The organism is Achromobacter sp. ACRQX, from assembly GCF_022346505.1.
In the GTDB taxonomy this organism is placed as follows: Bacteria; Pseudomonadota; Gammaproteobacteria; order Burkholderiales; family Burkholderiaceae_B; genus Achromobacter; species Achromobacter animicus.
Genome location: NZ_JAKRML010000022.1, coordinates 37,029 through 58,371 on the forward strand (window position 1 = coordinate 37,029; position 21,343 = coordinate 58,371).

Below are 21,343 nucleotides of genomic sequence, written 5' to 3' on the forward strand. Positions count from 1 at the left end.
GGTTGGCAGGTTTGAGGTACAGGTTGACGGGTTCCCGTTAGCGGGTCCATTTGAAAATGTACATCATTCTCATCAGCCGGGTATCAGCCCCCCGGATGGAGAATCGACATGGACCACACACGGCTGCGCGACGCCGGCATCAAAGCCACTTTCCCGCGGATGAAGATCCTGGACATCTTCTACCGCCACGCAGACCAGCACATGAGCGCCGCGGATATCTACCGCCGCCTCATCTCGGATCACAGCAATATCGGCCTGGCCACGGTTTACCGGGTGATCACGCAACTGGAGCACGCCGGCCTGCTCAAACGCATCCAGCTCGATACGCACACCAATGTGTTCGAACTGAACGACAAAGGCCATCACGACCATCTGGTCTGCACGCGTTGCGGACAGATCCGGGAATCCAGCGATCCCGCCATGGCCCAACTGGTCAGGAAGATCGCGCGGCGCAGCGGGTTCGAGCTGGATTCCTACAGCCTGGTGCTATACGGCAGCTGCGGCTGCGCCAAGGACGATCCCGCCCTGCCCCACGGAGCCTTCGAATGAACCACGATCAGTTTTTCTTCCACGACCTGTCGCAATTTCCCATCGTGACCGCCCGCCATGGCGGCGCGCCGCTGGGCTACTCGGCCTCGTGGATTCGCGAGATGGAGCTGCTGGTGGACAACCCGCGCAGCTTCGTCATGGTGGTGCCCGATACCCGCCATGAGGCCGCGCACGAGGACCGCAAGGCGATGATCGAATGGCAGACGGCCAACATGCCGCGACTGCGGGCACGCTGCCGGGCATTCATCGCCGTCGAGCGCGATACCGACGCGCTGGACAATCTGCGCAAGCGCGGCGAAAAGATGGCCCGCGCCTTCGGCCTGCCGTTCCTGGTGGTCGCGACGCCGGGCGAAGCGGTCCAGTGCGCCCGCGAACTGCTCGGGCAGGCGGGCCCGAGCGGCTTCAACGTCGATTAAGGGGCCGGATCGCGATTTAAGACTGGGCGTGCGCGGCCGTTGTTCAATGACAGGCGCCGCCATCCGCGCGGCCGCCTTCGAACAATTCGCACCGGCCGCCCGACGCATGAACCACGCCCTCGCCTGTCTGTTTTGCCAATCGACGCTCGCGCAGGGCGCGCCGCTGCTCGAACAGAACGGCGCGGCCATCTGCAAAACCTGTGTGGACCAGTTCGCCATCCGCTTCGCCGAGCGCGCGTGGGCGATGGCCGCCACGCCGCAAGAGCAGCTGGACGTGCTGCTGGACGAAAGCAGCCGCGCGCTGGCGCAAAGCGAAACGCTGGCCGAGCGGGCGCGGTGCTGCGGTCTCAGTCTGAACGACCTGTCGGCGGCGCTGCCCGCGCGCACGCTGTCCTGAGCGTTCGCCCGTCAGAAAGACCCCAGCGCGCTGCCCAGCGCAATGACGGCGGCCAGCCCGATGATGGGCCCCACGATGCCCACCACGACGATGTTCATGTAGCCCTCGCGGTGCGTTGACCCGCACACCGCCAGCAGCGTCACCACGGCGCCGTTGTGCGGCAGGCTGTCCAGTGTGCCCGCGCCGATCACCGACACGCGGTGCATCAGCGCCGGATCGATGCCCAGCGTCTGGGCCAGCTCCATGTACGTCGCGGCCAGCGACTGCAGGGCGATGGTCAAGCCGCCCGACGCCGAACCGGTCAGCGCAGCCAGCACGTTGGTCGCCACCGCGAGCGATACCAGCGGCCCGCCTTCGATCGACAGCACCCAATCGCGCACCGCGGCGAACGACGGCAGCGACGCGACCACCGCGCCAAATCCCACCAGGCTTGCCACGCTAAGCAGGGGCAGCGCCGACGCGTTCACGCCCGCATCCATGGTGTCGCGCAGCGACGGCAGCCGCCGGAAGTTCAGCACCACCAGCACGGCAATCGCGGCCAACAGCGCGGTGATCACCGACCAGACCCCGCCCACCGCGGCCAGGCTGGTGCCGCCCCAGCGCGCCTCGGCCAGCCAGGCGGTGTCCATGCGCGGCAGGACCACCAGCGTCATGAACAGGTTGACCAGGATGACGACCACGAGCGGCGTCGCGGCCACCAGCGTGGACGGCGCGTCGGGGCTGCGCTGGCCGTGGTGCATTTCGGCCGGATCGAACTCGCGCGCGACCGTGGCACGCTCGCGCACCAGCACGTCGTCAGACACGTCGGCGGCCATGCCCGCTGGCGCCACATAGCCCTCGCCCGCGCGCCGGGCCGACGCTTCCGCCCGGCTCAGCCACCACAGTCCGAAACCCAGCATGATCGCGCTGGCGATGATGCCCAGTCCGGGCGCGGCGAACGGCGTGGTCGCAAAGAACGGCATGGGAATCGCGTTCTGCACGGCGGGCGTGCCGGGCAAGGCGGACATCGTGAAGGTGGATGTGCCGAGCAGTATGGCCGCGGGCATCAGGCGCACCGGAATCCCGGCCGACTTGAAAAGCGCGTGCGCCATGGGCGCCAGCACGAAAAACGCCACGAACAGGCTAACGCCGCCGTAGGTGACGATGGCGCCGGCCAGCACCACCGCCAGAATCGCGCGCCGCGCGCCCAGCTTGCGCGTCATCGCGTCGGCAATCGCGGTGACGGACCCGCTGTCGGCCATCAGCTTGCCAAACAGCGCCCCCAGCAGAAACAACGGAAAGAACTGGGCCACGAATCCGGCTGCACCGCCCATGAACGTCTGCGTCCAATGGGCCAGCAGCGGCTCTCCCGCCGCGGCCGCCGTCACCATGGCCGCCGCCGGCGCCAGCAGCAGGATGCTCCAGCCGCGGTAGGCCAGCCCGATCAGTAATACCAGCGCGAGCAGGATGCCGAAGAGTCCCATGGTCAGACCTCGCCCAGCAGTTCGTCTATGTCCAGCGATGACCGCTTGCCCAGGTCATCGCCATGTTCGGCCAGAAAGCGGTCGGCGGCCTTCCTGCCCTCGTCGCGCAACATGCACAGGAACGGCCATTCGGCGTTGAGCTTGGAGGAATAGCCCAATTCCACCATGAGGTCGGACGAGACCCGATGGATGCGCATGTCCGCCCACATCTTGCCCTCGCCATTGCCGGGGTCGGCCACCTGGCGCAACAGCGCGATCATGCGCAGCTCTTTCAGCAGCGACGCGTTGAACGTGACTTCGTTCAGTCGGTTCATGATCTCGCGGGCGCTGCTGGGTAGCCCTGGGCGTTCGACCGGGTTGATCTGCACCAGGATTGTGTCGTGCGACTGGCATTCCCGCACCAGCGGCGTGATGGTGGGATTACCGCTGTAGCCGCCGTCCCAATACGGGTCGCCGTCGATCATCACCGCCCGGAACATGGTCGGCAGGCAGGCCGAAGCCAGCAGCACGTCGGCATTCACCTCGGCATTCTTGAACACCCGGCCGCGCCCCGTGCGCGCATTGGTCGCCGTGATGAACAGATCGATGGGCGCGCGCGCCAGTTCATCGAAATCGATGACTTCCTGCAGGATGGCGGCCAGCGGATTGGCCGCAGCGCTGAGGTCATAGGGCGAAAACACCCGCGACGCCAGGTCGAAGGCGATGAACATGGGCGAATGATCCAGCGACCAGGAACCCATCAGGATGTCGAGCGGACTGCGGCGAAAAGGGCTGTAGCGCGCGGAGTCGGACACGCGGCGCCAGAAGTCTTCCAGCGCCGCACGGGCGCCGTCGGCGCCGCCCCGTGCATGCCCCAGCACCAGCACCGCGGCATTCATGGCGCCGGCAGAGGTGCCCGAGATGCCGTCAATGCCAAGCCAGGATTCTTCGAGCAGCCGGTCCAGCACGCCCCAGGTGAATGCGCCGTGGGCGCCGCCGCCCTGCAGCGCCAGGTCGATCAACAGGGGATCGCGGTCAGTCGGCGACGCTTTGGATCGGGCCACGGCGGTACTCCTTGCGGGAGGCTGGGGGGTGAGCGGGCGATCAAATGATTGCGATATGAACCATGTTGCGGCGCACATATCGTTCGGCAGTTATACGCGATGGCTTTGAAAAACAAAAGACATCACGGGCGGCCGCGCGCCTTCTACGACCAAAGACCGATGCGCCTGCACCGGGCCGCTGCTACTGTCCGCCTCGAGCAAACCAGCCCCCGGCCTTGAAGGTGCGTGACATACGCGGCTGGATCCGCCCGCGGGGCGCTCAGCCGACGTTGGCGCGGCTTTTTCCGCCGGCATGCAGCAGGAGATAGCAATGGAAAAAATGGAACAGCAGGTTCAGCAAGGCAACGCGGAGTTCCGCATCGAAGCGATGACCGCCGACGAGATCAACCAGGTCAGCGGCGGAATCGGCCCGAACCGCTCCACGGGCGCTTCGTCCTACAACCCGCACGCCCAGCTCTCCACGAAGCCCAATGTTCAAAAGCCCAGCACGGCAGGGATCAGACAGGTTTTCTTGAGCTGAACTGACTGACGAGCATTGCGGGGGCCGTCCGAGCCCGGACAGTCCCCGCAGCGCGAAGCCTCTCACGTTCCCGATCCGTGCCGCTCTACCGCGACCAAGCGCTCGCCGCGCAACGCATCTCCGGCCTGGGCGACATCGTCCTGATCCGGCCGGTGTCCTTCGCCCTTGCGACGACCGTTCTGGCGGGCTTCGTGCTGGCCGCCTGCCTGTTCCTGGCGTTCGGCACCTATACCAAGCGCGCGACCGTCAGCGGCCAACTTGCCCCGGACGCGGGACTGCTCAAGCTGTACGTGCCGCAACCGGGCATCGTGCTCGAGCGCCGCGTGCAGGAAGGCCAGCACGTGGCCGCCGGTGAGGTGCTGTATGTCGTGTCGGGCGACCGGCAAAGCGCGTTGGGCGACACGCATCAGGCGATCAGCATGCAGATACGGCAGCGCCACGACAGTCTGCACGAGGCCCGGCAAAAGACGGCCCTGCTGCAGCAAGGCGAATTCGGCACCCAGGCCACCGCCATCGCCAGCCTGAAGGCGCAGCTTGCCGCCCTGGACCAGCAGATCGCCGGCCAGCGCGAACGCATCAAGCTCGCTCAGGATAGCGCCCAGCGCTATCGGCAACTGATGGATAAGGGTTATCTGTCGCCCGAGGAAACCGATCAGAAGCGCGCAGAACTCCTGGACCAGCGCAACCTGCTGCAAGCGCTGCTGCGCGACCGCATCGGGCTGGCAACCACCCTTGCGGCACACGAACAGTCGCTGGCCGAGCTGACGCTGCGCCATCAGAACCAGCTGGCGCAACTGGACCGGGAATTGTCCGCCGTGGCGGTCGAACTGACCCAGAACGAGGCGCGGCGCCAGATCGTCCTGACCGCACCCCACGCGGGCGTGGTCACGGCCGCCACCGCCGATCCCGGCCAGGCGGTCGACAGCCGCCGGCCGCTTGCCACAATTGTTCCGGACGGCGCGAAGCTGCTGGCCGAACTGCTGGCGCCCAGCCGCGCGGTCGGTTTCGTGGCGCCGGGCGACAAGGTGCTGATCCGTCTGGCCGCCTACCCGTATCAGACCTTTGGCCAGCAGACCGGCATCGTCCAGGACGTGGCGCGCAGCGCCCTGCCCGAATGGCAGCTCGACGACGCCAAGCGCAACACGCCAGACGACGAGGCCGTCTACCGCATCACCGTGGCGATTGAGACGCCCGCCCACGGCCCGCAAGGCCAGGAACTGGCGCTGCGGCCCGGCATGCGGCTGGAGGCCGATTTGCTGCAGCAGACGCGCCGGCTGTACCAGTGGGCGTTCGATCCGGCCATGCGCCTGGCGGAAAAGCTATGAGCGCGCTGGAGCGCCTGGCGCTCGGATTCAAGCGGCGCGTGCCCGGGCTACTGCAAACTGAAGCGGCCGAATGCGGCCTGGCCTGCGTGGGGATGATTGCGGGCTATCACGGCCACCACCAGAGCCTTGCGGCCCTGCGCGCGCGCTTTCCGGTGTCGATGAAGGGCGCGACCCTCGCCACGCTGATTCAGGTGGCCGGCCAGCTTGGCCTGGCGGCGCGTCCCGTCAAGGCCGGACTGGGCGCGCTCGGCCTCCTGAAGCTGCCCTGCATCCTGCACTGGGAGTTCAATCACTTCGTGGTGCTGACGGCCATCAACGCGCGCTCGGCAACCTTGATCGACCCGGCGAGCGGCGAGCGCACCTGCTCCCTTGCGGCGCTGTCAGCGTCCTACACCGGCGTCGCGCTGGAACTGTGGCCAACGCCGCAGTTCCAGGAGACGCGCGCAAGCGCACCTGTGCGCCTGCGCGAACTCACCGGGCGCATCCACGGCCTGGGCGGGGCATGCTCGCAGGTGCTGCTGCTGGCGCTGGCGCTCGAGATCCTGACGGTCGTGCAACCCTTCTTCCTGCAGTGGGTCGTGGACCATGTGCTGAACACGGGCGACCGCGACCTGTTGACCACCTTGGCGCTGGCCTTCGCCCTGCTGATGGTGATGAAGCAGCTCACCTCGGTGGCGCGCGGCTGGATGCTGATGGTCATGAGCACGACGCTGAACCTGCAATGGCGCACAAACGTCTTCACCCACCTGCTGCGCCTGCCGGTCGCCTGGTTTGAAAAGCGGCACCTGGGCGATGTGGTGTCGCGCTTCGGGGCCGTCGACGAGATCCAGCGCACCTTGACGACCTCATTCCTGGAAGCCGTGCTGGACGGGCTGGTGATGCTCATCACACTGGTGCTCATGTTCGTCTACAGTCCGCCGCTCGCAGGAATCTCGCTGGGCGCCATGACGCTTTACGGCATCGTGCGCTGGACCGGCTATACGCCGCTGCGCAATGCCACCGAGGCGCACATCGTGCACGCGGCCAAGGAGCAAACGCACTTTCTCGAAACGGTGCGCGGGGTGAAGGCGATCAAGCTCTTCCAGCATCAGGACGACCGCCGGTCGCGGTGGCTGTCGCTGCTGGTCAACGAGATCAACGCGGATCTTCGCACGCAGAAGTGGGCGCTGTTCTTTCGCACCTGCAACGGCCTGCTGTTTGGCCTGTCGTCCATCGTCATCCTGTGGCTGGGCGCCAGGCTCGTGCTGGACGGCCAATTCACCGTCGGCGCCCTGCTCGCGTTCATCGTCTACAAGACACTGTTCGACCAGCGCGTGGCGGCGCTTCTGGACAAGCTGGTCGACGTGAAGATGCTGAGGCTGCAGGGCGAGCGCCTGGCCGACATCGTGCGCCAGGCACCCGAACCGATGGAAGACACGCCCCAGGCGGACGACATGCCCGTTCGCCCGCCCGTAATCGAAGTGCGCAACCTGCGCTTTCGATACAGCCCGCAGGAACCCTACGTGCTCGACGGCCTCAGCTTCCGGATCGAGCCCGGTGAATCCGTCGCCATCACGGGGCCGTCGGGCGGCGGCAAGTCGACGCTCATCAACATCCTGCTCGGCGTCCTGGCGCCGACGGACGGCGACGTGCTGATCGACGGGGTGCCCGCCCGCGGCGCCGGCGCGGCCTGCCTGCGCCGGATGGCGGGCACCGTGTTGCAGGACGACGCGCTCTTTGCCGGGTCCCTCGCCGAGAACATCAGTTTCTTCGATCCGCAGTACAGCCCGGAGCGCGCTGCCCAATGTGCGCAGATCGCCGCAATCCACGACGACATCCGCGCCATGCCGATGGGCTACAACACGCTGGTGGGGGACATGGGCACGGTGCTGTCAGGCGGCCAGAAGCAACGGGTGCTGCTCGCGCGCGCGCTGTACAAGCGGCCAGCCGTCCTGTTCCTGGACGAAGCGACCAGCCATCTGGATATCGACCGGGAATGTGCGGTCAACGCCGCGATTGCGGGGCTTGAGATGACGCGCGTGATTGTCGCGCACCGTCCGGACACGATCAGCGCTGCGGACCGCGAAATCGCGCTGGCGGACGGCAAGGTGGTCCGGGACAGCGGCCGGCGCGCATTCGCCGCAGCAAGGGTCGTCCCGGCCTAGACCGGCTTGCCGAACACGCCGCCGCGCCGCGCCACCAGCGTGGCCTGCGTGCGGTTCAGCACCCCAAGCGTGCCCAGGATGGCCGACACGTGCGTCTTGACGGTCTTTTCCGTCATGTTGAGCTGTTCCGAGATTTCCTTGTTGCGCAGGCCATCGCACATCAACCGCAACACCTCGCTCTGGCGCGGCGTCAGCGCGCGCAGCAGCGCCGCCTCGTCCTGCGCGGCGCCGGCACTGCCGGCGGACGGGGCGTACACGGTTCGCGCCGGCGCTTCGTCAATCGCCAGCAGCGCGGCCGCCAGTTCCTGGCAGCTGGCGGACTTGTGCATGAATCCCTGCGCCCCCGCGTCCATGGCGCGGCGCCGGTCCTCGGGATCCTGCGACGCCGACAGCACCAGCACACGCAGTTGCGCCCGCCGCTGGCGCAGGCGCTTGAGCAGATCCGCGCCCGCGATGTCGGGCAGATAGAAATCCATGATGACGTTGCGGATGGCGTCGTGCTGGTCCAGCACCTCCAGCGCCTCCTGCCCGCTGGCCGCCGGGTGGATGGTCACGTCGGGCAGCGCATCGTCAAGCGCCATGACCAGTGCTTCGCGGAACATGGCATGGTCGTCGATCAATAGCACTGCCGTCATTCGGCGTCTCCGGTCAGGGGGTGAACAGGGGTGGCCTGAAGCAGTCCGGCCACGCGCTCGCGCAGTGCCTGGACCTGCACGGGCTTGTGCAGCAGCGGCACCCCGCGGGCGGCGGCCTCGGACAGCCGGGCCGGATCCGTGTCGCCGCTGACCATCAAGGCCGGCAGGTCCGGATCGTTGTATTCCTCGCGCAGCCTTTCGATGACGTGGATGCCCGTCTCGTGGTCGCGCAGGCGGTAGTCGCTGATGATGAGCGCGGGGCTTTCGGCCAACGGCAGCACGCGCTCGAGCAGCGCATTGCCGCTGGTGGCGGCGATGACGCGGCAACCCCAGCTCTCGAACAGCATGGACAGGCCCGCCAGATTCTGCGGATCGTCGTCCACCAGCAGAACCAGCTTGCCCTCCAGGCCGCCGCTGGACGCGGTCACCTGCGGCATGCCGGGCTCCGGGTCACGCACAGGCGGCTCCGACGCTGCACGTTCCGCGATAGGCGCCGTCAGGGCAAATACGGTGCCGCGCCCCACCTGCGAACGCAGCGACAGCTCGTGCCCCAGCAGCCGCGCCGTACGGCGCACGATGGCCAGCCCCAGTCCCAGGCCTTTGCTGCGATCGCGTTCGGGGTTGCCCAATTGATGGAATTCCCAGAACACGCGTTCCTGCTCCGGCTTCGGAATGCCCGGGCCGTTGTCCCAGACCTCGATCCGCAGCCGCCCGCCGGCGCGCCGGCATCCGATCAGCACTCGCCCGCCCGCCGTGTGCGTGATGGCGTTGCTGATCAGGTTGCGCAGAATGCGTTCAAGCAGGATGGGATCCGATCGCACGCTGACCGCGCAGGCCCGCACCCGCACCGTGATGCCCTTCTCGGCCGCCTGGGGCGCGTATTCCGCCCGCAAGCGCTCAAGCAGCGGCTGCAGGGCAAAGGCCTCGACGCGCGTCTCGATGACGCCGGCATCCAGCCGGGACAGGTTCAAAAGCGCGTCGAACAGCTGGCCCATCGCCGCCATCGCGCTGGCGATGTTGTCGACCAGATAGCGGCCATGCCGCGACAGGCGCTCGTTCGTGAGCAGCCCCAGGAACAGGTTGACCGCGTGCACCGGCTGGCGCAGGTCGTGACTGGCGGCGGCAAGGAAGCGCGACTTTTCCAGGTCGCTGCGTTCTGCGGCCGCCTTCTCCTGGCGCACCTGTTCCAGCAGCGCCAGGTTTTCATAGCCCAGCCGCAAGGCGTCCAAATGCGTGCGGTTCATGCGATGGATGAACGCCAGGGTGGCGACCAGATAGGCCAGCCCGCTGGTGACCAACGCCAGGTGGATGGCGGACGGCTGCGCCGCCAGCGCGATGAACATGGGCGCGAAGGCGGGGATCTCGAACGCGTACATGACCGGCAACATCATGTAGTTCGAGTAGATGGCGCCGGTGCCCAGACCGAACAGGATGACGATGAAGAAGAGCTGGTATTCCAGCGGAACGATGAACGTCCAGTAGGCGAACGGCAAGCCCCACAGGATGCCCGAACACAGGTTCCCCACCAGCATGCGCCGCACCCAGATCCGAGCGGCGGCCGGGTCGGCACGGCGCCGGTCGTAGGCCAGCATGGCACCCAGGCGCAATGCGCCGACCACCAGCGTGACGGCAATCCACAGCAGGATCTGCTGACGGGGCAGCACGTCCAGCAGCGCAAAGACCGAGAAGCAGGCGGTGATCAGCGATCCAGCCAGCGCGAAGGGAAACATCCGGCGCAGCGCGTCCACCTGCACCTGATGGATGCGGGCGGCATACACGGAACCTTGCGGCGGAGGAGCGGAAATCGGGCCGATGGCAGGTTGCACGGTTATGAGCGCCAGAGGGCACGGCGCAACGCGATAGGCGGGGCCGCCGTCAGGCAGCCGGCGTGGAAGAGTCCCGATTTTAGACGTTACACGCTACATGTAAACGGACATTTCACACCACGCGCTGTCTCGTCCGTTTCAGCCGACGCACCCGCATCGAGTCTGCCCCGCTGTCTCAGCGCCCGCCCTTTCCGCAGCCCGCTCATGAACGCGCGCAGCGCTATCGCACTTCAATCCGTATCCGCCGCGCCGTTCGTCAACCGCCAGTACGTTTCATGCACTGCCAATTTCAGGGCGGTGCTTTCCAACCCCTTGAGCTGCGACGCGTAGGCCTGGATGGCGCGCGCCTTGCTTGCCGCGTCCACGGTCAGACGAACCGGCGTGGCCATGACGCCCCGCGCGTGCAGTTGCGACAGCCGGGCCTGCACGACGCCGGGCCGCTCGCAGTGCGGCACATCCTCGTAGCCAAACCAGGCAACGCCGGGCAACGCGTCGCGGATCATGAGGGCGGCGTCGCTGACGCGCTCATGGTCGCAATGGAAAACGCCCAGCGGCATCGCCACGCTCGCGGGCGCCAAGCCCGCCAGCAGGTGAAACAGGCGTTCGGTGATCTGCGGTCCATCCTGATCCGCCGTCGCGGTGTACTGACAGTCCAGAAAGCCGAGCTCCCGCCCCACTGCCCCCACGATGCCAAGCGCCTCCCTGTCTTCGGCCAGCCGGCACGTCATCGCGGCGTCCGCGCTGTCGAACCCGCATCGGCGGTCCCAGTCGGTCAGCGGATGCTGCGCGGGCGCCCGCGCGGTAAAAACCGTCACGACCGTGCTGCCCGGCCGCGCCGCCAACAGGCCAGCGCAACTCAGGACGGCGTCATCCAGATGCGGGGAGATCACAACGAGGGGGGATGGCGGCAGCAACGGATCGTCAGCCGGGTTTGGCGCTTGCGCAAGGTCCATCGGGTGATTTCGATCCGCGAGGGATCGCAGTGAATGGCAACCCCGTCATGCAGCAAGCGCCATGCCGGGCTGCATCCACACGCCCCCTCGCCCCCTTCCACCGCGCGACGCAGGCACGCGAATTGCGGCGCCCGACGTCTGCCCGGCACCGGAATCGTCGACGACCGCGTCAGCGTGCGGATCGATCACCTGCCTCTTCGAATCCTGCCGCGCCGGCACGCGGCCTCGAAGCGCATCTGATCCGTCTGTTGATCGCCCCAACAACACGGAGCTGTACCGACATGAGAATAAAAGAAGGGCCGCTTCCCCGTTCCGCTGGCGGACTTCTCGTCCTGCTGCTGATCGCCTTTGTCGGTTTTCTGGCGGCAATGCTGTTCTCGCTGCACCTGTCCGTCGACAAAAGCGACGATATGGCGGCGATGCGCCAGAGCAAGGAGCTGCAGCAGGCAATCAGCAACACGCTGGACGACGTGGCGCAGGCGCAGGAAGCCGTCGCCATCTGGGACATGCTGGCCGATGAACTGGCCAAGCCCGCGCCCGACCAGGCCTGGCTCGACGACAACGTGGGGGCCTTTCTGCATCGGCTGTTCGAACAGGATCTGGTGTTCATCCTTGGCCCGGACAACACGGTGCGCTTCGGCAATGTCCACGGCGAACTGGTTCCCCCTGAACGCTACGCCGTGTACGAACCGGACCTGCGCCCGTTCATCGCGCTGACTCGCGGACAGGACACCCGGCCCAACAACGACCATGAGCGCCTGCCCGGCCAGCCTCCCTCCACCAATTCGTCGGTGCGCACGACGGCTGCCGCCGTGCATGCCACCGACCTCGCAACCATCGGGCAAAGGCCTGCGGTGGTGAGCGTGATGCGCGTCGCGCGCTTTCCGCCCAACCTCGATACCCCGGCGGGCGAGACGCCCAATCTGCTCGTGAGCGTCAGATTCGTCGACGGAGATTTCCTGCGCTCGTTCGCACGGGACAACCTGATAGACGGGCTTCATTATCATCCCGTGCGCACGCGTCACGATGGCGTGAACGAGCGCGAAGAGCCCCTGCTGTCGTCCGATGGCGCGTTGCTCGGCTATCTGATGTGGCGGCCCGACCTGCCCGGCTCCGAACTTTGGCGCTCGATGCTGCCCGCCGTGGCCGCCATGCTCGCCAGCGCCTTCATCCTTGTCGCATGGCTGGCGCTGCGCACCTATCGCCTGCTGCGCCAGCAACAGGCGCACCTGAGCGCACTACGGACGGCCCATGTCGAACTGAAGGCCAGCGAAGCGCACGCGCAGCATCTCGCCTTTCACGACGTGCTGACCGGGCTGCCTAACCGCGCCTATTTCAATACCTGCGTGGACCAGGCGCTGGTCCGCCGCCGGCCCGATGCGTGCTGTGCGGTGCTGCTGCTGGACCTGGACCATTTCAAGCAGGTCAACGACACGTGGGGTCACGCCGCGGGCGACGCGCTCATCGAAGAGTTCGCAAGACGGGTCAAGCTCATCCTCGGGCCGGACGATGCGGTCGCGCGGCTGGGCGGAGACGAATTCGCCGTGCTGATGCAGAACGCGACCGAAGCTGGCGCGACCGAGCTGCTGCAACGCATCCTCGCGGAGGTGCGCGAGCCCTTCGACCTGCTGGGCGGCCGGGCCTTCGTGGGCGCCAGCATCGGCGCGTCGATGGCCCCGCGTGACGGCACGACGCGCAGCGAGCTGCTGCGCAAGGCCGACATCGCGCTGTATCGCGCGAAGGAGCTGGGCAGGAACCAGTACAGCTTCTTCGCCCCCGACATGGACGACACGCTGAAGGCCAAGGCGGTGATCGAGGAAGACCTGCGCCGCGCGCTGGCTGACAGCGGCCAGCTCCAGGTCCATTTCCAGCCGCAGATCGACAGCAGCACGCAACAGCTGGTGGGCGTGGAGGCGCTGGTGCGATGGAACCATCCGGGCAAGGGCCCGGTGTCGCCGCAGATCTTTGTGCCGGTGGCCGAATCCACGGGGCTGATCGTGCCGCTGGGCGAATGGGTACTGAAGGAAGCCTGCCGCGCCGCGTTGCAATGGCCGGGCCTGTCCATCGCCGTGAACCTGTCGCCCGTGCAGTTTCGCGGCCAAGGGTTCGCCGAGCGCGTCATCGACCTCGTGCAACGCGCAGGCGTGGACCCCGCGCAGATCGAACTGGAGGTCACTGAAGGCGTGTTCATCGAAGACGATGGCCGGGTGCAGAAAGCGATCGCCAAACTACGCGCCGCGGGATTTCGGATCGCGCTGGATGATTTTGGAACCGGCTATTCCAGCCTGAGCTACCTGCAGCGGTTCGCGGTCGACAAGATCAAGATCGACCGCAGCTTCGTGGCCAATATCGGCGAAGGCAGCGATTCGACCGCCATCGTGAATGCGGTCGTGATGCTGGGACGGTCAATGGGACTGACGATCAATGCGGAAGGGGTCGAGACAGCCGCCCAACGCGATTTCCTGCGCGCTGCGGGCTGCGATGAACTGCAGGGCTTTCTGTTTTCGCGCGCGGTGCCGGAAGCAGAAATTACCGAGTACCTGCGTAAGGCGCGGTCAGTAGGCGGCCGCTGACCCTCGACGCCAAGGGCGCTTGGATCCAAACGCAAAAACGCCGCTATGAATAGCGGCGTTCACAATGTCCTGCGAATTGGGGTGGTGGGTTGTGCGAGACTCGAACTCGCGACCAACGGATTAAAAGTCCGCTGCTCTACCGACTGAGCTAACAACCCGACCGAAGCCCGAAATTATGGCGGATTTCGATGGGCTTGTCAAAAAATGACAGCCGGTCGTGTTGCAGGCGCGATCTGTCCGCATCCCGCCACCGCAACCCGCCAAAAAAAACGGCCGCTCGCGGCGGCCGTCTTCAGAACGCGTCCAGCTCCTGGATTACCAGGCGGCCACCACGGCGCCCTTGAACTTGGTCTGGATGAATTCCTTCACAGCGGGGCTGTGATAGATCGAGACCAGCTTGGCGAACTCGGGACGGTCCTTGTCTTTTTCACGCACGACCAGCACGTTGGCGTACGGCGAATCGGGCGATTCCTGGGCGATGGCGTCCTTGGTCGGGTTCAGGCCGGCTTCCAGCGCGAAGTTGGTGTTCACGGCCGAGGCGTCGGTGTCGTCCAGCGAACGCGGCAGTTGGGCGGCGTCCAGTTCGATGAAGCGCAGCTTCTTGGGGTTTTCGACCACGTCGATCGGCGTGGCCTTCAGGCCCGCTTCCGGACGCAGCTTGATCAGGCCATTGGCCTGCAGCAGCAGCAGCGCACGGCCGCCGTTGGTCGGGTCGTTGGGCAGCGCGATGCGGGCGCCTTCCTTCAGTTCGGACAGCGACTTGATCTTCTTGCTGTAGATGCCGATCGGGAAGATCACGGTCTTGGCGATGCTGACCAGCTTGTAGCCGCGATCAGCGTTGGCGTTGTCCAGGTAGGGCTGGTGCTGGTAGCTGTTCAGGTCCAGGTCGCCCGCGGCGAGCGCCACGTTGGGCTGCACGTAGTCCGAGAACTCGATGACCTGCAGGTTCAGACCCTGCTTGGCGGCTTCGGCCTTGACCACATCAAAGATCTGGGCGTGCGGGCCGGCGGTGACGCCGACCTTCAGGGGCTTGTCCTGAGCCAGCGCGGGCTGGGCGAAAACGGCGGCGCCCAACGCGAACGCGGCCAGCGACTTCAAAACCTTGATGCTCATGTTGCGATATCCCGATATGACGGAAGTAGGAAAAAACAAAGTGGATCAGCGATGCGACATGCGGCGCACGAAGCGGTCGCCCAGGCTCTGGATGGCCTGCACCAGAACGATCAGCACGATCACGACCGCGGCCATGACGTCGGACTGGAAGCGCTGGTAGCCGTAGCGGATCGCCAGGTCGCCCAGTCCGCCGCCGCCGATGGCGCCGGCCATGGCCGAATAGCCGATCAGGCTGACAACGGTCACGATGGTGGCGGCGATGAGGCCCGGCAGGGCTTCGGGCAGCAGCACCTTCATGATGATCTGCATGGGCGACGCACCCATCGCGCGCGCTGCGGTGACCAGACCCGGATCGACTTCGCGCATGGCGTTTTCGGCGATGCGGGCCATGAACGGAATCGCGGCCACGGACAAGGGCACGATGGCGGCGGTGGTGCCGATGGAGGTCTGTGCCACCAGCCGCGTGAACGGGATGATCGCGACCATCAGGATCACGAACGGCACGGAGCGGGTCGCGTTGATGATGGCGCCCAGCACGTGGTTCACGGGCTGGTTTTCAAGCATGTTGCCGCGCGCGGTCACCGTCAGCGTCACGCCGAGCGGAATGCCGATGACCACCGCGATGGCGCTGGCCACGCCCACCATCAGCAGGGTGTCAAGCAGCGACGTAATAAGCAGGTCGATCAGTTGCGGACTCATGAGCTATTTCTTCAACGGTAATGTCACGGGCGTTCAGGGCGGCGATGCCGTCCTTGAGCGCGGCGGGCGCGCCTTGGGCCAGCACGAACATCGTGCCCACGGCCACGCCCTGGATGTCTTCGACACGCGCCTGCACCAGGCCCACGTCAAGCGCGAACTGCCGGGTCAGGTCGGACAAGAAGGCGCCCGAGGCGTCGGTGCCGGTCAGCGACAGGCGCAGCAGACGCACGGCCTGGCCGGGCTTGGCGGCGGTAAGCGCGCGGATGCGTTCCTGGACGGCGGCCAGCGTGGCGTCGGTCAGTTCCGACGCGGTGGCGGCCGACACCATGTTGCGCGTCACGTCGTGGCGCGGCTGGGCGAACACTTCGCGCGTGCTGCCCACTTCCACCACCTCGCCCTGCGACAGCACGGCGACGCGGTCGCAGACCTCGCGCACGACTTCCATCTGGTGCGTGATCATGACCACGGTCACGCCGGTCTTGCGGTTGATGTCGCGCAGCAGCGCCAGGATGTTGTGCGTCGTTTCCGGATCGAGCGCAGAGGTGGCTTCGTCGCTCAGCAGGACGTCCGGATTGTTGGCCAGCGCCCGGGCAATGCCGACACGCTGCTTCTGGCCGCCGCTGATCTGGCTGGGGTAACGGTCGCGTAGATGCTCCAGGCCCACCAGCGCCAGAAGGCGCTCGACGCGCGCCGGGATCTCGGCCTTGGCCACGCCCGCGATTTCCAGCGGCAGGGCCACGTTGCCGTACACCGTGCGGCGCGACAGCAGATTGAAGCCCTGGAACACCATTCCGATGCGGCGGCGCTGTTCACGAAGCTGCGCTTCGTTGAGGCCCGTCAGGGCCTGGCCGCCGATGGAGATGTTGCCTTGGTTGGGACGTTCCAGCAGGTTGATGCACTGGACCAGCGTGCTTTTACCGGCCCCGCTGGGACCGATGATGCCGAAGACCTCGCCCTGCTCGATGTGCAGGTTGATGCCGCGCAGCGCCTGGAATTCTCCGTGCGGCGTGGCATAGGTCTTGGATAGGTTCTCGATGTGAATCATGGCAAGCGATTTTGTATCTTTTCTCTTCTAAAGAGAACGACCGTTTTTTCCATTTTTAATAACTACAAGTAATATGAGTTGCCGGCGCGGCCCCGCTGCGCTTCTCAAAGGACGCGCAAGTGCCCCGACAACGGCGATCCGGCAAAGACACAAAGGGCAGCCGGGAAGGAAAGCCTTCCTGACTGCCCTTTTAATTGGCGGCCGACGGGCGGCCGATCCGGGTTCAGCGAGCGCGCGAAATGCGGACTTCCGCGCCGCGGCGCTTCACTTCCAGGCCTTCGGACGGCGAAATCCGCAGCCCTTCCAGCCCCTTGATGTAGCTCGAGCCCTGCATCTGCATCACGCGGATCTTGTTGCGCATGACGACCGGGTTATGCACCGGCATGCCGAACATCCAGACCTCGTCCAGGATACGGGCCGAGTTGAACTCGCCCGTATGCTGCGCGGCCGGTCCGAGACAGAGCATATGACCTTCGCGGCCAAACACCGGGAACTGGCCCAGCTCGCAATCGATGGTCCAGGTGGTGCCACCCTCGTAGCGGTGGCCGGTGTTCAGATCCCACCAGGCCTCGCCCTTGGGCAGGTAGACGCGCACCTGATTGCCCGGTTCGGTGACCGGCGCCACCAGCAGGGCCGGACCCAGCAGGTATTGCAGATCCCATTCGTGGGCGTGCGGATCGTTCGGGAACGACAGCGCCATGGAGCGCTGCACCGGCAGGCCGGTACGGGCCGAGTCCTCGATGGCGCCCAGCACATAGGGCACCAGGCGGTAGCGCCACTGCATCCAGGTCTTGGCGTGGGACAGGGTTTCGTCGCCGAAATCCCAGGGCATCAGCCCTTCCACGCCTTGGAACGAGAAATTGGCCGAGAACACGCCGGCGGTCAGCCAGCGCAGGTAAAGCTCGGACGTCATGCCCGAACGATCACGCGCGGCTGAACCGATGTTGTGCACCTGGACGGGCACGCCGCTCGAACCGATCGACAGGGACGTGCGCAGCGTGTGGCGCAGGCCTTCCCAGGTGTTGTCGACCTGGGGCCCCACCTGCCACGGCAGGCGCTGGGCCGCCGGAAAGAGGTCGGCGCTGGGCACCACGCCTTCGGGCGGTACCTTCAGTCCGGCCACCGCGTCGAACAGCGCGCGGCGCACCAGCAAGGGGTACATGGAGCGCAAGGCCGGGCCGGTCTCGCCGTTGCGGGCGGTCACGCCATCGGGGATGGCGATCTGCGCGTCGCAGGCGGGCGCGTCCAGGCCGTCTTCCACCAGTTGGCGATGACGCTCGACCCACAGGTTGTAGATGTCGCGGTAGGTCAGGTCCAGCAGGCCGTAGGGCTGGCCGGACGTGGCGGCGTTGCCGTCGAACACCTGGGCGGCGCCGTCGTCCTTGGTCAGCAGCCAGCCGCGGTCTTCCAGCTCTTCAAAGAGCGGACTGGTCTTGATGACGCCCGGAAAGCCGGAGGCCGCCACATGCACGTTGTGCTTGTGAAAGAGCGCCAGCATCTGCTTGGCGTCGGGAAAGCGCTGGGCGTCCCATTCGAAAACCGTTTTGTCCGCCTGAAAGCCCCACGCGATCGGCTGGGCCAGCGTCACGGCGTCGACGGGAATCTGGTTTTCGCGCATGCGCGCCACCAGAGCGACCGTCTGCGTCGGCATTTCGCCGGCAGCCTGCTGCAGCCACGCACCCATTGCCCACAGGACGGGCTGGCCGGCGCGGCCGGTCAGCGCGGTGTATTGATTCAGGATTTCGGCGGGTTCGCCGGCAAAGAGGAACAGGTCCAGCACGGCGTCGTCGACGGTCAGCACATAGGCCGAATCCGCGGGCGCGACGCCCACCGAATGTTCCACGCGGCGCATCGTGTTGGCGTAGACGCCCCAACCGCGCGGGCTCCATGCCAATGGCAGCGCACGATGCTCGGGGTCGTCGGAGACCACCGATTCCTCGCGGCGGTTCAGGTCCCCGGGCGTTTCGCCCAGGCCGAACACCCGCTCGTCGGCAGCCAGCGTGAAGCCGGCCGTCCAGACAGCGTCATCGGCCTGGTCCAGCGCGTTGTACCCGAATGCGGGCGTATGCGCGGAAACCTCGGATTCGAAGACGCGGTCTTCGTTGCGGTACAGGGCGACGCGCACAGGGTTGGTCTGAATCTCCAGGGCGACGTCGCCCTGTGTGATTCGCCAGCCGTCCCCGCTTTCGCGGGGCGCGATGGTAGCTTCGCCCACCGCCTCCTGGCGTGCGAGCAGCATTTCGGCCACGGCGCGCACGCGCGCGCCGGGCTTGTCATCATTGAAGTGGTTCGCCTCGCCGCAGCGCAGGCGAAAAACTCCAGGCGCATGCGCCTCGACTACCAGGTGCAACCCATCGCCCGCGTCGAAATCGATGCGACTGGGGCGGGACGTCAACAGCTCGACATTATCGAGCTGGGTAGTATGGGCAAAGTCGAACTTGGGCGGCACAGAGCATCCCCCGGCTTAAGCCAAAAACCATCAAAAGACGCTATTTTGACGGATTTGAGCTTTGAAATAAACTCGATCCCTCTTTTGGACGGTTAATTCATCCAAAAAAGGGGCATGAAGCCCTTGGCCTGCGCCAGGCGCGCAGACGCCGCCGAGTCGCCGAATTGCCGTCCCGAAAGGTCAATTGCGGCCTATTCGCGCCAAATTCCGGCAATTCTTACAATTCTACGCCAGCCCGGCAAAGCCCCCGCCGCGCATTAAATTTTTTTCATCGTGGTGAAACAAGCTGGGCCAGATCGGTCTCCAGCGGCAGCGGTTCGGCCATCAGACGGGCCGCGATCAGGTCTCCCATCAGCGCCGACCACGACAGCCCCCGCGATGCATAACCCGCGGCCAGCCACAGACCCGGGGCATGCGGCAATTCTCCGACCGCGGGCAGACGGCCCGGCAGGACGGCGCGCCACCCAGCCCACCCGGGCAGGCTGCCCGGCACCAGCGCGTCAATTGCCGGAAAACGGCCATCCAGCAGCCCGGCCGCCTTGCCCAGCGTGACGCCCTGCCCTTCGGCGCCCACCACGGCCTCGACGGCGCCGTGGACATAAGTGCTGCCGACGACGCAGCCCACGCCGATGTCCGGCAACAGATACCCCTCGCCCCCGACGATGCACCGCGGGCCTCCGTCCAGCGCCGCGGCAGGGATCAAGGTGACTTCGCCGGCCAGCGCGTGCATCTGGGCGACGCGGGGCAGCGGGTCAAGCAGGCCGCTGGCCGCCAGCACCTCGCGCGAACCGGCGGCATTGGCCAGGATCACGGTGTCGGCCCGGGCCAGCTCCGCACCGGACGCGTCCAGCACGCGCCAAGCCTGGCCCGCAGACGACACCCGCTCGGCGCGACCGGGGATCACCACCGCGCCGGACGCGGACAGCAACGCGTCGATCAGCAGCCCCGGCTGCACCAGCATCCCTTGCGAAAAGAACACGCCGCCCCGCGCGACCGGCAGTCCGGCCAATGCGCTGGCTTCTTCGCGCGACACCTGGCGCACCCAATCCGACGGAAACGCCAGCGCTTCCAGGGTGCCGGCCAGCGTCGCCGACCGGCCCGCGTCCCGCTCGACCTGGACGGTGCCGCACACCCGTGGCGCCGCGCCGCCCGGCAGACCCTGCCAGCGCGCCATCGCCCGCTCGCTGCCCGCCCGCGACAGCCGCGCCCGTGCGTTGTCATCCCGCGCGACCACCGGTGTAAGCGCCGCAGCCAAGTGGCCGGCATGCGCCGGCGCGCCCAGCGACCGGGCGGCGTCCAATACGGTGACGCGCCAGCCTCGGCCCGCCAGCGCGTGAGCAATGCCCGCACCGGCCAGCCCCGCGCCCACGACCACCGCATGCCGTTCCGATGAGACTGCCGCCGGCAGCGCCGCACTTCCGGCCTGGAGGACCCGCCCCACCGTCATGTGCCATTTGCCCCCATATCCGGGCGCCCGCCGCACGTCGAAGCCGGCATCGGCCAGATTGCGGCGCAGTTCGCCGGTGCAGGCCCACGTGGCGACCGTGGCGTCCGGCGCCGCCAGGCTGGCCAACGCGCGCAACAGCGGCGGCGCCCACATCTCGGGGTTGCGCTCGGGCGCGAAGCCGTCCAGGAAAAACGCGTCCACCCGTGCGCCCAGGCGCGGCGCCAGCACCTGCGCATCGCCAAAGCCCAGCGTCAGCGTGACGGCGCCGTTCTCGAATTCCAGCCGATGCAGTCCCGGCAGCAGCGCCGGCCACTGCGCAGCCAGGGCGCGCGCCAGCCCTGCCAGCGGCTCGGGCGCATGGCGCGCCAGCAGTGCGGCCAGGTCGTCCCGGGAAAATGGGTGCGCTTCCATGGAGACGACGTGCAAAGCCGCAGACCGTTGCGGATCGTCCCGCCACGCTTTCCACAGCGCCAGGAAGTTCAGCCCCAATCCAAAGCCCGTCTCGCAGACGGTGAACGAGGCGCGCCCCCGCCAGCGCTCCGGCAGTCCGTTGCCGCGCAGGAAGACGTGCTCGGCCTGGCCCAGCGCCCCCGACGGCGAGTGATAGACATCGCCATAGACGGAACTGACCAGCCTGCCGTCGGCATCGACATCAACCTTTGCGGGAACCAGCGGAACGTAAGTCACAGACATCCAGCCCAATAAATACAAACACGATGAAGCGCGAATTATCGGGCCACCGGCCG

At 66.7% G+C, this 21,343-nt stretch carries 16 protein-coding genes, 1 tRNA gene and 1 pseudogene; 7 read left to right on the forward strand and 11 right to left on the reverse strand.

The genetic code is table 11. The annotated features are described in order from the left end of the window. Positions 1 to 108 precede the first annotated feature (108 nt). The 3 genes from MHZ91_RS19005 to MHZ91_RS19015 all read left to right on the forward strand — a co-directional run bounded on the left by MHZ91_RS19005 (position 109) and on the right by MHZ91_RS19015 (position 1,362). Positions 109 to 549 (forward strand): Fur family transcriptional regulator, encoded by a 441-nt coding sequence (locus MHZ91_RS19005; RefSeq protein WP_239215213.1) that lies wholly within the window; start codon positions 109 to 111, stop codon positions 547 to 549. Next, positions 546 to 965, forward strand: a complete 420-nt coding sequence (locus MHZ91_RS19010; protein ID WP_239215214.1) for a hypothetical protein — start codon at positions 546 to 548, stop codon at positions 963 to 965. The genes MHZ91_RS19005 and MHZ91_RS19010 overlap by 4 nt, the downstream gene beginning before the upstream one ends. Before the next feature lie 106 nt (positions 966 to 1,071). Next, complete coding sequence (locus tag MHZ91_RS19015; RefSeq protein ID WP_175125571.1) at positions 1,072 to 1,362, forward strand: ClpX C4-type zinc finger protein; 291 nt, start codon at positions 1,072 to 1,074, stop codon at positions 1,360 to 1,362. A gap of 11 nt (positions 1,363 to 1,373) precedes the next feature. Here MHZ91_RS19015 and MHZ91_RS19020 read toward each other — a convergent pair whose 3' ends face one another. Together MHZ91_RS19020 and MHZ91_RS19025 are read right to left on the reverse strand one after the other, a co-directional pair. After that, on the reverse strand, positions 1,374 to 2,825 hold the full coding sequence (locus tag MHZ91_RS19020) for a GntP family permease (RefSeq protein ID WP_175125573.1): 1,452 nt from the start codon (positions 2,823 to 2,825) through the stop codon (positions 1,374 to 1,376). 2 nt (positions 2,826 to 2,827) lie between these two features. Further along, the gene (locus MHZ91_RS19025; RefSeq protein ID WP_255809877.1) at positions 2,828 to 3,811 is read right to left on the reverse strand and encodes a patatin-like phospholipase family protein; all 984 of its coding nucleotides are present in this window, start codon (positions 3,809 to 3,811) and stop codon (positions 2,828 to 2,830) included. Positions 3,812 to 4,178: 367 nt separating this feature from the next. Between MHZ91_RS19025 and MHZ91_RS19030 the strand changes: the two genes are divergently transcribed. The 3 genes and pseudogenes from MHZ91_RS19030 (at position 4,179) to MHZ91_RS19040 (ending at position 7,957) form a co-directional block, all read left to right on the forward strand. Next, positions 4,179 to 4,388, forward strand: a complete 210-nt coding sequence (locus MHZ91_RS19030; RefSeq protein ID WP_191578993.1) for a hypothetical protein — start codon at positions 4,179 to 4,181, stop codon at positions 4,386 to 4,388. A 77-nt stretch (positions 4,389 to 4,465) separates the two neighbouring features. Beyond that, positions 4,466 to 5,713 (forward strand): HlyD family efflux transporter periplasmic adaptor subunit, encoded by a 1,248-nt coding sequence (locus MHZ91_RS19035; protein ID WP_239215216.1) that lies wholly within the window; start codon positions 4,466 to 4,468, stop codon positions 5,711 to 5,713. Beyond that, positions 5,710 to 7,957, forward strand: a pseudogene (locus MHZ91_RS19040) (peptidase domain-containing ABC transporter). The gene MHZ91_RS19035 and the pseudogene MHZ91_RS19040 overlap by 4 nt, the downstream one beginning before the upstream one ends. On the opposite strand, the gene MHZ91_RS19045 reads toward MHZ91_RS19040, so the two are convergent. The 3 genes from MHZ91_RS19045 to MHZ91_RS19055 form a co-directional block, all read right to left on the reverse strand. Continuing rightward, positions 7,854 to 8,492, reverse strand: a complete 639-nt coding sequence (locus MHZ91_RS19045) for a response regulator transcription factor (RefSeq protein WP_239215218.1) — start codon at positions 8,490 to 8,492, stop codon at positions 7,854 to 7,856. The pseudogene MHZ91_RS19040 and the gene MHZ91_RS19045 overlap by 104 nt on opposite strands. Further along, entirely contained in the window at positions 8,489 to 10,318 is a 1,830-nt protein-coding gene (locus MHZ91_RS19050) for a hybrid sensor histidine kinase/response regulator (protein ID WP_239215219.1), read from the reverse strand. The genes MHZ91_RS19045 and MHZ91_RS19050 overlap by 4 nt, the downstream gene beginning before the upstream one ends. 230 nt (positions 10,319 to 10,548) lie before the next feature. Further along, entirely contained in the window at positions 10,549 to 11,271 is a 723-nt protein-coding gene (locus MHZ91_RS19055; RefSeq protein ID WP_239215221.1) for a PIG-L deacetylase family protein, read from the reverse strand. Between the two features lie 281 nt (positions 11,272 to 11,552). On the opposite strand from MHZ91_RS19055, the gene MHZ91_RS19060 reads away from it, so the two are divergent. Continuing rightward, complete coding sequence (locus tag MHZ91_RS19060; RefSeq protein ID WP_239215223.1) at positions 11,553 to 13,844, forward strand: bifunctional diguanylate cyclase/phosphodiesterase; 2,292 nt, start codon at positions 11,553 to 11,555, stop codon at positions 13,842 to 13,844. A gap of 82 nt (positions 13,845 to 13,926) precedes the next feature. On the opposite strand, the gene MHZ91_RS19065 is transcribed toward MHZ91_RS19060, so the two are convergent. From MHZ91_RS19065 to mnmD, 6 genes are all read right to left on the reverse strand, one after another. Continuing rightward, positions 13,927 to 14,002: transfer RNA gene (locus MHZ91_RS19065), tRNA-Lys, on the reverse strand. A 157-nt stretch (positions 14,003 to 14,159) separates the two neighbouring features. Next, entirely contained in the window at positions 14,160 to 14,957 is a 798-nt protein-coding gene (locus MHZ91_RS19070) for a MetQ/NlpA family ABC transporter substrate-binding protein (protein WP_175125593.1), read from the reverse strand. A gap of 45 nt (positions 14,958 to 15,002) precedes the next feature. Continuing rightward, positions 15,003 to 15,656 (reverse strand): methionine ABC transporter permease, encoded by a 654-nt coding sequence (locus MHZ91_RS19075; protein ID WP_105237380.1) that lies wholly within the window; start codon positions 15,654 to 15,656, stop codon positions 15,003 to 15,005. Then, positions 15,613 to 16,701, reverse strand: coding sequence for a methionine ABC transporter ATP-binding protein (locus MHZ91_RS19080; RefSeq protein ID WP_175125598.1), 1,089 nt, complete (start codon positions 16,699 to 16,701; stop codon positions 15,613 to 15,615). Before MHZ91_RS19080 ends, MHZ91_RS19075 begins: the two co-directional genes overlap by 44 nt. Positions 16,702 to 16,924: 223 nt before the next feature. Then, the gene (locus tag MHZ91_RS19085) at positions 16,925 to 19,150 is read right to left on the reverse strand and encodes a glycoside hydrolase family 31 protein (RefSeq protein ID WP_175125599.1); all 2,226 of its coding nucleotides are present in this window, start codon (positions 19,148 to 19,150) and stop codon (positions 16,925 to 16,927) included. 268 nt (positions 19,151 to 19,418) lie between these two features. After that, positions 19,419 to 21,290 (reverse strand): tRNA (5-methylaminomethyl-2-thiouridine)(34)-methyltransferase MnmD, encoded by a 1,872-nt coding sequence (mnmD, locus tag MHZ91_RS19090; protein ID WP_239215225.1) that lies wholly within the window; start codon positions 21,288 to 21,290, stop codon positions 19,419 to 19,421. Positions 21,291 to 21,343 lie beyond the last annotated feature (53 nt).